The organism is Pontibacter pudoricolor, from assembly GCF_010092985.1.
GTDB lineage: Bacteria > Bacteroidota > Bacteroidia > Cytophagales > Hymenobacteraceae > Pontibacter > Pontibacter pudoricolor.
The window spans coordinates 3,135,528-3,150,813 of sequence record NZ_CP048106.1; the positions used below are offsets into that span (position 1 = coordinate 3,135,528).

Genomic DNA, 15,286 nt, shown 5'->3' on the forward strand with positions numbered 1-15,286 from the left:
ATTAAAACTATACACATTCTTAATTATTCATTATTAATTACCCACTAGTGCAGCACATACATAACTATATAAACGGCGAGTTGGTAATGCCTGTGGCCGGGCAGTACATCGACAACTATAACCCGGCGCTTGGCGAAGTGTATTCTCTGATTCCGGATTCGGATGAGCAGGATGTGGAGCAGGCGGTGCAGGCTGCGTTGGCAGCTTTCCCGGCGTGGTCTAAAACGCCGGCCGAAAAACGTGGACAGATACTGATGCGCATTGCTGACCTGATAGACCAGAACCTGGACCAACTGGCCGAAGCTGAATCTGTGGACAATGGCAAACCGCTGAAACTGGCTAAGTCGGTGGATATACCACGGGCCAGCAGCAACATGCGCTTTTATGGTACAGCCATTCAGCATTTTGCTTCGGAAGCGCATTACATGGAAGGCACCGATGCCATCAACTATACCGTGCGTCATCCGCATGGCGTAGTAGGCTGCATTTCTCCCTGGAACCTGCCTTTATACCTGTTCACCTGGAAGATCGCTCCTGCCCTGGCAGCAGGAAATTGCGTGGTAGCCAAGCCATCAGAAGTAACTCCCATGACGGCTTTCCTGTTATCAGAAATCTGTATAGAAGCTGGTTTACCGGCTGGTGTGCTGAACATCGTGCATGGTTACGGTCATAAGGTTGGCGCTGCCATGACGACTCACCCTAAAGTTCCGGTTATCTCGTTTACAGGAGGCACTGCAACAGGCAAAACTATAGCTGCAACAGCGTCTCCGATGTTCAAGAAACTGTCACTTGAGTTAGGTGGCAAGAACCCGAACATCATCTTCGCGGACTGCGACTTTAACAATGCACTGCATACAACTATACACTCGTCGTTTGCCAACCAGGGACAGATATGCCTGTGCGGTTCCCGCATTTTTATTGAACGCCCAATCTATGAGAAGTTTCGGGATGCATTTGTAGAGAAGGTGAGAACCATGAAAGTGGGCGACCCGATGGAAGAAGGCTCTAAACTTGGAGCGGTTGTATCGGAGCAGCACATGCAAAAGGTGCTTTCTTACATAGAGCTGGCCAAACAGGAAGGCGGAACCATACTTACCGGAGGAGAACAAGTACAGGTAGATGGCCGCTGCAAGAACGGCTGGTTTATAGCCCCGACTATAGTTGAAGGCCTGCCTTACAACTGCCGCACCAATACCGAAGAGATATTCGGACCGGTAGTTACGCTCATGCCTTTTGACTCGGAAGAAGAAGTGATCCAATACGCCAACTGTACCGACTACGGCCTTGCTGCTACTATCTGGACAAACAATTTACAACGGGCCCACCACGTAGCACACCAGGTTCATTCCGGCATCGTCTGGATCAACACCTGGCTTCTGCGCGATTTACGTACACCGTTCGGCGGCATGAAAAACTCCGGCGTTGGCCGTGAAGGTGGTTTTGAAGCACTCCGTTTCTTTACCGAGCCTCAGAATATCTGTGTGAAGTTGTAGAAAGCAGTCTTGCCATCTAGCCCGGCAAGTTTCAGATTGAAAAAGTATAAGTTCTAATTTAAAAAAGCACACCCCACAAAACTCACACATAACAAGTTAATTTTCAACAGAATACCTCCAAAACTCCGTACACTCTCCTGGCTGGCTACAATGAAAAGAGACTCTTTTTTGTGGAGTTTTACCTAACTTTGTGCCCGCAAAGCAGGGAAACACCTTGTAATTGCACTGCATCTTCCTGCAAAACGTGCAGGCATTTAAGTATAGCAATAGTAAAATGACGACCAAAAACTTAAACAACGGCATTCCTATCTCTGTCTCTCTGGCACCCACGTTGCAATCTGAAAACATTGGCCCGAGAATAACACAGGACAAAAAAAGGCTGCTGTATATTTCTGTTCTGGCGGTTCTCACAGCAGCCTGCATCAGCGTAATCGCAAAATTCCTGATCTACCTGATCGATCTCATCAGCAATATTGCCTTCTTCGGGGAGTTTTCGGTAGAGTACATGAACCCGGCTGATAATAATTTAGGGCTCTGGGTAATTGTAATACCGGCTATTGGTGGTCTTATAGTTGGTTTTATGGCACTTTACGGCTCTAAAGCCATCCGCGGGCACGGCATTCCGGAAGCTATGGAGCAGGTATTAACCAACCAAAGCAAAATAAACCCTGCTATAACTTATCTAAAGCCCTTGTCTTCAGCTATTGCTATCGGCACGGGCGGGCCGTTTGGTGCCGAAGGCCCTATTATAGCTACTGGTGGGGCACTGGGTTCCACCTTTGGCCAGATCCTGAAAATTACGCATAACGAACGCAAAATATTATTGGCTGCCGGTGCCACGGCAGGTATGTCAGCTATTTTCGGAACGCCGATCGCTGCTATTTTCCTGGCTATCGAGCTGTTGTTATTCGAGTTTTCGCCACGTTCCATTATTCCGGTAGCGCTGGCCTGTATTACTGGCGCGGCCGGGCATCATTTACTATTTGAGACCGGTCCTGTTTTCCCGATGGCTGATATGGTAGCTGTACCGAGTAATGTCGCGCTTGCCTTTTATAGCATCATCGGTATCCTGATCGGTCTGCTCTCTGTTCTCACAACAAAAATTGTGTATTGGGTAGAGGACATGTTCGAGAAACTACCGATACACTGGATGTGGTGGCCTGCCATGGGTGGCCTGGCTGTTGGCTTAGTAGGTTACTTTGCCCCACGCACCTTAGGCGTTGGCTACAGCAACATCACCGACTTACTCTCCGGCAGCATGACCATGCAGGTAGTATTATCACTGTGCCTGTTTAAGTTTTTATCCTGGGCTATTGCGCTGGGTAGCGGAACATCGGGCGGAACGCTGGCACCTTTGCTAACTATAGGTGGGGCAATCGGCGCACTTATAGGGAGCGTTATCCTTTACTTTTTCCCGGAATCAGGTATCACGCTTCCGCTTGCTGCCTTAATAGGTATGTCTGCTATGTTTGCAGGTGCTTCCAGGGCTTTGCTTACTTCCATCATCTTTGCCTTAGAAGCCACATCGCAGGCAAATGCATTGCTTCCTTTACTGGCCTCCTGCGCCGGCTCTTACCTGGTTTCCTTTTTTGTGATGGAGAACACCATTATGACAGAGAAGATTGCCCGCCGAGGCGTTAAAACACCACATTCTTATGAGCCGGACATACTGGAGAAAATTACGGTAGAGCAGATGATAACCTCCGAAGGACTGGTGCTAAGCGATGATAACAGTATTGGAGAAGTGCGGGAGTGGCTACAGAAAGAAAATTACAACAGCAACTATTTCATTATCTCTAACAATACCGGCGAGTTTAAAGGTATCCTGAGTTCGTCTAATTTATTCAGTAACCATCATAGCCCCGAAAGTAAGCTGGGCACCCTCGTAAAACGCAAACATATTTCTGTTGCCGTTGATAACAGCCTGCGCACAGCCGTAGAAATGATGGCCAGCGAGAATATTGATGTGCTGCCTGTCGTTTCGAGAGATAATAACAATATCGTTGGTATTTTATCTTACAGGGATATTATAAGCGCTTACAAGCACGGTTTGGCAGACCACGAGCAAACTCAACCGAATATTTCGCTGGGCAGAAAAGGCCTTAAAATATTGTTGCGTGGAAATAAGTTATTCAATCCTAAAAAATAAGAGAATTTAGCCAGTGCTGGGAGCATAGCACATAGCCGGATTATCATTACTCTGTTTTATACCTATAACTGTCCTTAAAAAAACCACTAATAAATGCACAGCTTGGCGTAAAGAGTAAAGAAGAGTAGCAGATTGTCCCATATGTTTATGCCTTTCTTTTTCAGGAGCGTACTGTATATAGAACAGTATCTTCCTGATTGACAGATGGCAAACCGCGCACGGACAGCTGTACTCCCATATATACTTTCTGAACTGAATGAGAGTGAGGAAAGCCTGCGGGCACAAGGCATAGAGGCAGAAACATTGCTTGCCATCTATAACGACTATATTGGCCGCGTAGCTGAGCTGAAAACTATTGCCACCTTCGTAACGGATACCCTGTTGCGCCATAAAGATGTGCATGCGGTGCGTTACAGGATAAAGGAGCCACTGCACCTGCTCAAAAAGATTATCCGGAAAAAGCAGGAATACCCCAGCCGCTACCTAAATGCAGCCAACTATACGATTTACATAAACGACCTGGCCGGCGTACGTATACTGCACCTCTCCAAACAATCGTGTCACAACATAGCCAACTATATACAGCAAAACTGGGAGCTGAAGCGGGAGCCGTATGCTTATGTAAAAGAAGGAGACACGCATGACGCAAAGCAATTCAGCGCCCTGAACTATAAGGTTATGATGAACAGCCGGGGATATAAAGCACAGCACTACATTATTAAAGTACAGGCCACCCGGCAACTATATTTTATTGAGATACAGGTTAAAACGTTGTTTGAAGAAGGCTGGAGCGAGATTGACCACTGCATCCGGTACCCCGACCATGAGCCAAACGAGCTGCTGAACAGACTTCTCTGGTTACTAAACCAATCAACGTCTAACGCCGATATGCTTGCAACACAAATGCAGGCACTCGCCAACGAACTGCACAACTATCAGCAAGGCCACAAAACAGGAGCAAAAGTAACAGTATCGCAGCTGCACAGCCACATCGATGACCTCCCCGTTGATCAACAGGAAAAACAGTACCTCTATGCCTGCCTGGCTAAACTGACAGGTAGCGAACTATAGTTATCTATTTTGTATCGGGCACCAGGTTATGGGCTACCAGTTTCCATTTTCCATCCAGCATTTTCCAGACTTTAAGGTAATGGCCCGTTGTTCCATTTTGTGTGTAGCTGCCATAGGTATAAGCCATGTCCCCAGCAGGCGAAAGCTCATGCCCAAGGTTAGTGTAAACTATAGTTGATTCTTGTTCTACTGGTGTGTCTTTATATCTGTATGGATATTCGCCGTGCCGGTAAATCAGTGTTTCAGCGTAGTATGGCTGTACTTTTTGAACATCCAAAGTCAGCAGATCCTTCTCTGAGCCTTTACCTATAGTTTCTTTTACCGCTGGAGCAGGCTGGTATTTTTCTGGCTTTATCAGATCCGGTGAAAATGAATTCCCCATATCAATTGCCGCTTTCCAGTTCCCGTCTGGTTGCTTGCGCCAAACCGATAAGTAGAAACCGGCACCGGCTGGCTTTTCGTCTTCGGGGTTAGCCTTAAATTCATAAGGTCCGGTAGTATAGCCCCAATCCAGCGAACCAGAAATGTCGGAGAAGGCAGGATACCAGGTAAGCAGCGCTTTGCTTGCGGGAGCTTCGGAGTGCAGCTTTTTGCCGTTGGTTGGCGTTGGCGCGAATACAATTCCGTCGTCAGCCATATTATCCACAAAAGCTTTATGAAATCCTTTCTTAAGAGAGGCGGCAGCAAAGTTGCGTTCGGCGTTGGCTAGGCTTTCAAGTGCTTTGTCGCGGGTAGTGTTGGTAGCCTGCAAAGCGCATAGCAGCAGTGGAAGCATGAGCAGCATCGTGATTTTCATAGTTTTATAGTTTGAGTGCGGAACAGAGGGATAAATATAGTTGTTAATTCAAAAATAAAACCCTGTTAACTCATTAAAATTTAACCACTTACTATTTGGCAACAACAATACTGTAATCCACTTAAACGAAAAAGGCCCGCCGTTTCCGGCAGGCCTTTTAACTATAGTTTATAATCTACTTACTGGTTTTGCTTCCCGTCAGCTGGGTTGATAAGCTTACGCTCCAGGAAGTCCGTCATCATCGTGAAGCGGTGCAGCGAAGTTACACCACCACCCACGCCGTGGTTACGGTTCGGGTAGTAGAAGCTTTCGAACTGCTTGTTGGCACTGATCAGGGCATCCTGCATCGCTACAGCATTCTGGAAGTGTACGTTGTCATCTCCTGTACCGTGGATCAATAAAAGTTCGCCTTGTAGCTTATCGGCAAAGAACAGCGGTGAGTTATCGTCGTAACCGGCGGCATTCTCCTGCGGCGTTTTCAGAAAGCGCTCCGTGTAGATCGTATCATAATATCTCCAGTTGGTAACAGGCGCTACTGAAATACCGGCCGCAAACACACCGTTGCCTTTGGTTAAGCCCAGTAACGTCATATAGCCACCATAGCTATGGCCCCAGATACCGATGCGGTTCTTGTCTACATACGACTGGTTGCCCAGCCATTTCGCAGCTTCAATCTGGTCTTCTATTTCGTATTTACCCAGGTTAGCGTAGGTTGTTTTCTTAAATTCAGCGCCACGGGCACCCGTGCCACGGTTATCCACGCTTACCACGATCATTCCTTTGCTTGCCAGCACCTGGTACCACAGGTAGTTTGTACCACCCCAGCTGTTAGTTACTGTCTGTGAGCCTGGACCACCATACACAAACATCAGTACCGGGTACTTTTTGTTCGGGTCAAAATCCGTTGGTTTAATCATCCAGCCGTTCAGTTGTGTGCCGTCAGCAGTCTTCATGGTAAAGAATTCCTGCTTGGCGATGTTAAACTGGTCCAGTGTGTTTTTCAGCTTCTGGTTATCTTCCAGCATCTTTATCAGCTTGCCATCTTTGGCTGTATGCAGCGCAACAACAGGCACCTGGTTGGCAGCAGAGCTATAGTCCAGGAAATATTTAAAGTCGTTGCTCAGGTTTACGCGGTGCGTACCGGCAGTAGTAGTCAGGCGCTTTTTGTTTTTGCCTTTGCTGCTGATGCTGTACAGGTGGCGCTCCAATGGCGAAACTTCAGTAGACATATAATACAGGCGATCGTTTTTCTCGTCGTAGCCTTCGTAGCTGCTTACTTCCCAGTTACCATTCGTGATCTGGCGCACCAGTTTACCGTTCATGTTGTACAGATACAGGTGGTTAAAACCTTTCACTTCAGAACTATGAATAAAGTGCTTGCCATCTTTCAGGTAAGTCAGGTCGTCTGTAATGTCAATGTAAGCCTTGTCGGTTTCTTTCAGTACTACATCGGCTTTACCGGTTGTAGCGTTTGCATGCAGTATCTCCAGGGTGTTCTGCAGGCGGTTCATTTTCTGAATAGACAGCAGGTTGGGGTTGTTTGTCCATTTAATGCGCGGAATATAGATATCGGTTTCATTGCCGGTATCCATCTTTATAGTTTTAGCGCTGGCCACATCATACACCGATACGTTGACTTTAGAGTTAGCCTCGCCTGGTTTCGGGTATTTAAATTTGTAGTCCTGTGGGTATAGTTCGCCCCACATCTGCATGTTAAACTCCGGTACGTTGGTCTCATCAAATGTATAGAACGCGATCTTTTTACCATCCGGCGACCAGTGGAAGCCCTGCGCAAAAGAGAATTCTTCTTCGTAAACCCAGTCCGCAGAACCGTTAATGATGGAATTAAATTTACCATCGGTAGTGATCTGCGTCTCCTTCATGTTGCTTAAGTCGGTCACAAACATGTTGTTGTCGCGGGCAAAGGCAACACGCTTTGCATCCGGCGAGAAAGTAGCGTATAGTTGCTTGCCTCCGTTGCTTAGCTTGGTCAGTTTTTTAGAAGCAATGTCGTAGATATAGAACTCGGCTTTAGAGGAACGGCGGTAGATCTGCTCGGTGTCGGTAGAGAAAAGCACCTTCTGCTCATCAGAAGAGAACGTATAGTTATCGAACTTAATTGGTGTGCTGCTTCCTTCGGGCTTCAGGTTTTCGCCTTCTATAATAGTGCTTACCGGTTTGCCTGTGGTTACATCATACTTTACAATATCGGCAACCTTGTTCTTCTCGTCTGCCACGGTAGAACTATAGTACTGGCCGTCTTTCATCCAGTTTACACCATATACCGACTGGGTTCTGAATGTACCTTTGCGGTAGATATCTTCCAGGGTGATGTCTTTTTTCTGCTGCGCCTGCGCCACAAAAGCGAAGCAAAGCAACATAGCAGCCAAAAGGTTTGATCTGAGTTTGATATGCATGCGATTCGTATTTTTTTAGTTTAGCTCCCCTAATTTAGGTGAATAATATTGTTCTGCCATACTTTACAGCTAAAACCATAACCGTAACATACCTAAAGTATAACTATAGCTTGTAAAAGCAAAAAGCGCCTGGCCATAAGCCCTGCGCTTTTTAAACTGGAAGTATTTTAGTTAAAAGTTTAATCCAACTGTAAACATTACATTGCTCTGCTCATTTTCTTGATCTATTATAGGGCTGCCTTCCCCATTATCGAACGTGTAAGGTGAGTAGCGGCTGTTGCCGTTTGAGCGGGCATAGGCGATATCAGCATAATAGTTTTGCAGACGCACACCGGCACCAAGCGTGAAGGTGTTTATTTTCGCATCAAAAGAGCTGTTTTTGTAAGGGCTTTCGGAAATAGCATAACCGGCACGCAACCTGAACACCTCATAGCGGCCTTCTGCCCCGATTCTATAGTTCATCGCAGACTTGTAAGTATCGTTTATGCGGCTGTTCACGCCACTGAAGTAACTTCCAAAACCGCCGCCATCTTCATCTTCCGAAAAACGCATGTTGCTATAGTCTACAAATTCTGCATCGGCAGTTATAAAGCCATACTTACCTAAAAATACAGCTACTCCGCCATTCGCGCGGAACGGTGTAGTCAAATTATAGGAAAACTCGCCTGGTAACTCAACAGCACTATAGTTGTCTTTTCCAAAATCTGTGTCTATAGTTGAGTAAAGAGATCTAGTATAGGTTTCGTTTAAGGTGTAAGCAGTAGGTGTCTGTATGCTCAAGCCGAAACGCAGTGCATCAATCGGTCTAACTATAACCCCTATTTTCAGATTTACTCCTGCACCTTCAGTGGTAAATTCATCACGCAGTTCCAAATTGTAAGTACCGTCCGATACTATTTCATCTGTTTCTTCATCTATCTTCCGAAGTCGTTCAATAAAATATCCTGATTCGCGGAATATTCTTTCCTGCGTAAACTTCGATGATACAATGCCTATCGATGCTCCCAGATAAACTTTATCTCTAAAGCTGGTACCAAAAGCCAAGTCAATTTGGTTCTGTGAACCACGTCGTTCCAACTCTTCTATCTGGTCGATATCGCCTTCACTAAACAGCGGGTTAGCATCTAATACGGTATTACCATATATATCTTCAAAATTTATTAAGAAAGCCCCATAAGCTAAACCTTCTAGCGAAGTAATTCCTCTATCATACTCATTATCCAGATCAGCTTCAGTACGGCCATTTAAAATTGCCTGCTCTGCAAAATAATCAACTATAGTATTGGGAGGTTGTACAGTACCATTGTAGCTGCTACGATTATTAAAGTTGTTGATCCGGGACATGCTTATACCGAAAGTAGATCCGCGCCAGTCGCCACTTTCGTTGTCGTCTTTACGGTTACTGAACACGACACCTGCCTGCGGAATGTTGATGGTAGAACGATTATCAGGTGTATTTCGCCCGGCAAACAGGGAATTGGTGCTGTTGTTAGTAAAGCCAAGGCTCAGATTTGCCTCAGATCTGCGGAACATGCCCAGGCCAGCCGGGTTTACAGATATTGTTGAAATATCGGCGCCAAGTGCTGTTTGCGCACCGCCAATACCTTGTATGCGGGCAGAACCCTGAAGGCCAAGACGGGTGTAACGCAGGGCGTCTTCCTCGTTCTGAGCCAAAGCGGTTCCGCTCCAGCCTAGCAGTAGCGCCAGGCTGGCAGAAAATAGCTTATTCATTTTCATGTGGTTCGTTTACTGAAAAGGGTTAATTACCTCTTGGCGGTCGGCCGCCACTTTTACTGCCGGAACTACTTCCACTGCTGCTTCCGGAACTGCCACTGCTGCGTGCAGGTGCCGGCTCTGACCTGCGTACCTCTCGCTGCTCGTAAGAACGCGTTGTTTCACGTGGACGGGTAGTTTCGGTGCGTTGAATTACAGCTGGTCGTGCTTCGGTGTTGCGCTGCTGCTGGCGGTACTCACGGCGCGGAGTTTCGCGGGTAGTGCGCTGCTCCGGCTGGCGTGTTGCTGGTTTAGTCTGGCGCGTGCGCGGTTCTACCTCGCGGGTTGCAGGCTGCGCTTCATCATTAAACTGTTGTTGCCTTGTAGTACGTTCCTCACGTGCCGGGCGGTTTACGTCGCTGTTTCGCGGTCTTGTAGTTTCCCGGCCCGGGCGCGTAGTTATTACGTCTTTGCTTTTTTCGGTAGTCTGCGGACGAGTACGCTCTGTTGTTCTGGCCGGACGCCCCTGACCTGCGCGCTGCTCCCTGCTTTCTGTTAATGTACCTCTTTCTGTTCTGCCTTCACGCTGTGTGTCTCGTGTTACTACACCACCACGTTCGCCACGCGGGCCATACTGCACTTTGCGCGGGTTGTTGTAACCAGGGTAATCATACACATACTGGTGGCCATAGTAGCCTCCGTAATAGTTGTTGTAATATGGGTTCCAGGAGTTGTAGTACCGGCCGTAGCCATAATAAGGGTTGTACCGGCCATAGTAGCCACCACCCCAGCCATAATGATAGCTTATTGATATAGATACACCATTTCTCCAGTAAGGTCTGTAAGCAAAAGGATCGTAGAAGAATGGATCATAATAGAATGGGTCGTAGAACGGATCTGCGTAACGATGGCGGTAGGATCTGTTATAACTATAGCTGTCGTAGTAGCTCGGATAAGGATCGTAAGCCCAGGAAGGATCTACAAATGAATAGCTTGGGCGATACCAGTTATCGCGCTGATCATATTCACGGCCATCGTAATATTCGTCTCCATAATAGTTATCGGTAGCAGCACTGCTTTTTTCAGAATATTCGGGGTTTGTTACACCTTCTTCAGTGCCTGCCTCGGTTTGCTGCTCTGCGTCTGCATACGTTTGCTGGGCTGGCTGTACGTATTCGGTTCTGTCGGCAGTGCTATAGTACATATCATCGTACTCCGTAGACTGCATAGCGTTAGGGCTGCTGCAACCAACTGCAAACAGAGCAAGCGCCGGGGCTATCGTTAAGATTGTAAACTTTTTCATGACCTGCTGATGTAAAACTCCTTCTATATCAAAGATATAAACACAATGGCGCAAAACCTTATCAATAGTATAATATATTAACGTAATTTTGAGCTGTATTGATGTCTAAATTGTTATCGAAACTGTAGCAATTATTATTCCAAAAGCATCTACAATTAAGAATATACTATAAATTATTTTAAAAATGAGCAAAGGGCTACCAAAAAGAAGCGAAGATTACTCCTTATGGTATAACGAACTGGTGAAAAAAGCAGGGCTTGCCGAGAACTCCGCTGTGCGTGGTTGTATGGTTATAAAGCCTTACGGTTATGCTATCTGGGAGAAAATGCAGCGTCAGCTGGACGATATGTTTAAGGCTACCGGCCACCAGAATGCATACTTCCCGCTGTTTGTGCCCAAAAGCTTGTTCGAGGCCGAAGAGCAGAACGCCGAAGGCTTTGCAAAAGAGTGTGCTGTAGTTACCCATTACCGCCTGCAGAACGACCCTGATAAACCAGGCAAACTGCGCGTAGACCCAAATGCTAAACTCGAAGAAGAACTAATTGTTCGACCAACTTCAGAAGCTGTTATCTGGAACACCTATAAAGGCTGGATACAAAGCTACCGCGACCTGCCGCTGCTTATAAACCAGTGGGCTAACGTGGTGCGTTGGGAAATGCGTACACGTTTGTTTTTGAGAACTGCTGAGTTCTTATGGCAGGAAGGCCACACCGCTCACGCTACTGCCGAAGAAGCCATTGCCGAAACAGAGCAGATGCTGGAAGTATATGCTACGTTTGCCGAGCAGTATATTGCCCTTCCGGTTATAAGAGGTATAAAAACACCGAACGAGCGCTTTGCCGGTGCCCTTGAAACATATTGTATAGAAGGTATGATGCAGGATGGTAAGGCCTTACAGGCTGGTACATCGCACTTCCTGGGCCAGAACTTTGCCAAAGCATTTGATGTGAAGTTTGCGACCAAAGACGGTGGGCTGGAATACGTTTGGGGAACATCGTGGGGCGTAAGTACCCGTTTGATGGGCGCGCTGGTAATGGCTCACTCTGATGACGAAGGGTTAGTATTACCTCCAAAGCTGGCTCCGATCCAGGTTGTTATCGTTCCGATCTATAAAGGTGAAGAGCAGCTTGCCCAGATCAGCGAAAAAGTGTTAAAGCTTAAGAAAGAACTGGAAGCGAAAGGCATCAGCGTGAAATTTGACGATCGTGATAACGAGCGCCCGGGCTTTAAATTTGCCGAATGGGAACTGAAAGGTGTACCGGTTCGCCTTGCTATAGGAGCGCGCGACCTGGAAAATGGCACAGCCGAAGTTGTTCGCCGCGACACCAAAGAGAAAAGCTCTCAACAATTCGACGGCCTGGCTACTTACATCCCTGCTTTACTTGACGAGATACAGGAGAGCATTTATAACAAAGCCCTGAACTATAGAGAAGAGCATACGACCAAAGTAGACAGCTACGAAGAGTTTAAAGAAGTGCTGGAAACGAAAGGCGGATTTGTGTTAGCCCACTGGGATGGCACTCCGGAAACGGAAGAACGCATTAAAGAAGAAACCAAAGCAACTATACGCTGCATTGCCCTTAATACGCCTGATGAAGATGGTGTTGATATGGTAACCGGCAAACCAAGCAAGCGTCGTGTATATTTTGCTAAAGCTTATTAATTGCTGATTCTAATCGCTGATTGTTGAATCAGCAAACTATAGCTAAAGCCCCGCTTCTGTTAAAGGAGCGGGGCTTTTTTGTCTGAATCAGGATTTTCAGGATTAAAGGATTTTCAGGATTTAGACTTGGCAGTTTGCGTAGCTCATGCCAGTGCCCAGGCTTGCTCTATAGTTGCCGTTATCCAAACACCCCTGGCCCCTCAGAGCTACGCTCGCTACCTTCGAACTCTCGTTCCTGGTAGTCCAAAGCGGGAAGCTTTTTCTGCCTTTACCAATTTTCAAACTATAATTCTATAGTTATAGCCTTCCCCACGGACAGGTCGCGACCTGTCCCTACAGAATAGGATTGTAGAGACGCAATACTTTGCGTCTTGTTTCAGGGTTTAAAGACGTAACTATAAAACTAAAGCTTTCGACTATAGAACTATAGCATAGACACTGGCAGGAGCTGCGCACGCTGCCAGGTCTGGCAACTATAGAACAAAAAATCTTCACACTACACTGCCTCTCTTCGACTCGCGTCTCAGTAATGGTCGAAAAGACAAAAGGAAAGTAAACGATGCAACCCTGATACTATCCCATAATCAACCTACAATAATTCGCAGTTTGATCTAAAAATCACTATATTTACCTAACAAGCCACCTCCTATGCTACTAGACTGGGTAACTGTAATCTTACTTATCGCAATCGGGCTGCTCCTGATCATTGTGGAACTGGTGTTTATTCCGGGCACTACTCTTATTGGTATTCTTGGTTTTGTACTGGCAGGCATCGGCATCTGGATCGGTTATGCAGCTTTAGGTACAACTACAGGTCATCTCATACTCGGGTCATCTGTGCTCATAGCGGGTGTGGCATTTTTTTATAGTTTCCGGACAGATGCCTGGTCCAGGTTTGCGCTGAACGACCAGAACAAAGGCAGGGTAAATGACGAACATCCGCATACGCTGCAAATAGGCGAAACCGGCGTAACGGTATCGGCTTTGCGCCCCCAGGGAACAGGCCTTTTTAATGATCAGCAACATGAGGTGCAAACCAAAGGCGAGTTCTTAGCGCCCAATACTCAAATCCGCATTATCAGTCTTAATCATAATAAAATAACAGTAGAAGAAGTTAGCTAACCCTTTACAAATGGAAAACCTATCCGTAATTTTTTTAATAGCAGGCGGTATTATACTACTCCTGATCTTTTTATACTTTTTCCCGATTAGCCTCTGGATAACCGCATTATTCTCTGGTGTCAGGATTAGTTTACTGGAGCTAGTGTTTATGCGCATCCGTAAAGTGCCGCCAAGCCTGATCGTAAACTCGATGATCAACTCGAGCAAAGCAGGCATTAACCTTACAAGCACCGAACTCGAAACCCATTACCTGGCCGGCGGTAATGTACCTACTGTTATTAAAGCCCTTATTTCTGCAGATAAAGCCAATATTCCGTTATCGTTTAAACAGGCAACTGCTATAGACCTGGCAGGCCGTAACGTGTTTGAGGCAGTAACAACATCGGTAAACCCTAAAGTGATCAATACGCCTAACGTAGCGGCTGTTGCACAGGACGGCATCCAGCTTGTTGCCAAGGCTCGTGTTACGGTTCGGGCCAACATTATGCGACTGGTAGGTGGCGCCGGCGAAGAAACAATACTTGCCCGTGTTGGAGAAGGTATCGTTACCTCTATCGGCTCGTCAATATCTCATAAAAGCGTACTCGAAAACCCTGACATGATCTCGAAACTTGTACTGCAGAAAGGCCTGGATGCCGGAACTGCTTATGAGATTCTCTCAATTGATATTGCAGACATTGATGTAGGCGAAAACATTGGCGCCAAACTACAGATAGACCAGGCTAACGCAGATTTAAAAGTAGCCGAAGCGAAAGCCGAAGAACGCCGCGCCATGGCGATTGCCGTTGAGCAGGAAATGAAGGCCAAAGCACAGGAAGCCCGCGCGTCGGTTATTGCCGCCGAAGTAGAGATACCGCAGGCCATCGCAGCTGCTTTCCGTAGCGGTAACCTGGGTATTATGGACTACTATAAAATGCAGAATATACAGTCCGACACAGACATGCGCAATTCTATCGCCAGCCCAGACCAAACCACTGGTGGATCAAATAAGCCAAAAGATTAATTTATAGGCAACTATGAATCAGTAAAAAGCCGGAACAGCAATATGTTCCGGCTTTTTTGTTTTACCTCAAACCAGCCTTCCCCTTTAAAAGAGGGCCATTGCTCCCAAACAGGAGAGTTTTTTTTATAAGCTATAGTTTAGATTATAGTTTTATAGTTCTTTATGCTGGCGCGAGCCTCCCCGCTCGTGACGTGGAATAGTGTTGAGTTTGTAACTCAACAAGCCCGGCAGGAATAGTCTGAACCGGGATTAAGTGAGATTTAAGGGATTGCTGGGATTAAGATTATCGCTATAGTTGGAGTTATAGTTTTATAGTTGCCGTTTTAACCCACCCCTGCCCCTCCCAAGAGGGGAATTTCTGCTATAGTTGGCATTTACAGTTCTATAGCTACTGTTTGTCATCCCCTTCGCCCTTCAAAGGGGGACTTTCTGCTACTGCTTTTCAATCTGTCATTTCGTCGAAAGGAGAAATCTGAGTTTTCTATAGTTACTTATCATGAGAAGGACAGGTTTACCTGTCCCTACTAAACTTTGGCCACGGTAAAACGATGCAACT

The 15,286-nt window shown here is 46.5% G+C and carries 10 protein-coding genes; 6 read left to right on the plus strand and 4 right to left on the minus strand.

Going from position 1 to position 15,286, the window contains the following annotated elements; genetic code table 11:
* Positions 1 to 47: 47 nt before the first annotated feature.
* The 3 genes from GSQ66_RS13620 (at position 48) to GSQ66_RS13630 (ending at position 4,713) form a co-directional block, all read left to right on the plus strand.
* Entirely contained in the window at positions 48 to 1,493 is a 1,446-nt protein-coding gene (locus GSQ66_RS13620; RefSeq protein WP_162427968.1) for an aldehyde dehydrogenase, read from the plus strand.
* 274 nt (positions 1,494 to 1,767) lie between these two features.
* Positions 1,768 to 3,642 carry a chloride channel protein gene (locus tag GSQ66_RS13625; RefSeq protein ID WP_162427969.1) on the plus strand — a complete coding sequence of 625 codons (1,875 nt, stop codon included), beginning with the start codon at positions 1,768 to 1,770 and terminating at the stop codon, positions 3,640 to 3,642.
* A 204-nt stretch (positions 3,643 to 3,846) separates the two neighbouring features.
* The gene (locus tag GSQ66_RS13630; protein WP_162427970.1) at positions 3,847 to 4,713 is read left to right on the plus strand and encodes a RelA/SpoT domain-containing protein; all 867 of its coding nucleotides are present in this window, start codon (positions 3,847 to 3,849) and stop codon (positions 4,711 to 4,713) included.
* Between the two features lie 4 nt (positions 4,714 to 4,717).
* Here the strand turns inward: GSQ66_RS13630 and GSQ66_RS13635 are convergent, their stop codons facing one another.
* The 4 genes from GSQ66_RS13635 to GSQ66_RS13650 all read right to left on the minus strand — a co-directional run bounded on the left by GSQ66_RS13635 (position 4,718) and on the right by GSQ66_RS13650 (position 10,942).
* Positions 4,718 to 5,509, minus strand: coding sequence for a hypothetical protein (locus GSQ66_RS13635; RefSeq protein ID WP_162427971.1), 792 nt, complete (start codon positions 5,507 to 5,509; stop codon positions 4,718 to 4,720).
* A 179-nt stretch (positions 5,510 to 5,688) separates the two neighbouring features.
* Positions 5,689 to 7,926, minus strand: coding sequence for a S9 family peptidase (locus GSQ66_RS13640; protein WP_162427972.1), 2,238 nt, complete (start codon positions 7,924 to 7,926; stop codon positions 5,689 to 5,691).
* A 171-nt stretch (positions 7,927 to 8,097) separates the two neighbouring features.
* Entirely contained in the window at positions 8,098 to 9,657 is a 1,560-nt protein-coding gene (locus GSQ66_RS13645; protein WP_162427973.1) for an OmpP1/FadL family transporter, read from the minus strand.
* A gap of 28 nt (positions 9,658 to 9,685) precedes the next feature.
* A complete protein-coding gene (locus tag GSQ66_RS13650) occupies positions 9,686 to 10,942 on the minus strand; it encodes a hypothetical protein (protein ID WP_162427974.1) in 1,257 nt (418 codons plus the stop codon).
* 184 nt (positions 10,943 to 11,126) lie between these two features.
* Here GSQ66_RS13650 and proS point away from each other — a divergent pair, with 184 nt between their 5' ends.
* The 3 genes from proS (at position 11,127) to floA (ending at position 14,730) form a co-directional block, all read left to right on the plus strand.
* Positions 11,127 to 12,605, plus strand: a complete 1,479-nt coding sequence (gene proS / locus GSQ66_RS13655) for a proline--tRNA ligase (RefSeq protein WP_162427975.1) — start codon at positions 11,127 to 11,129, stop codon at positions 12,603 to 12,605.
* Between the two features lie 648 nt (positions 12,606 to 13,253).
* Positions 13,254 to 13,727 (plus strand): NfeD family protein, encoded by a 474-nt coding sequence (locus tag GSQ66_RS13660; protein ID WP_162427976.1) that lies wholly within the window; start codon positions 13,254 to 13,256, stop codon positions 13,725 to 13,727.
* A gap of 10 nt (positions 13,728 to 13,737) precedes the next feature.
* Entirely contained in the window at positions 13,738 to 14,730 is a 993-nt protein-coding gene (gene floA, locus GSQ66_RS13665) for a flotillin-like protein FloA (protein WP_162427977.1), read from the plus strand.
* Positions 14,731 to 15,286 lie beyond the last annotated feature (556 nt).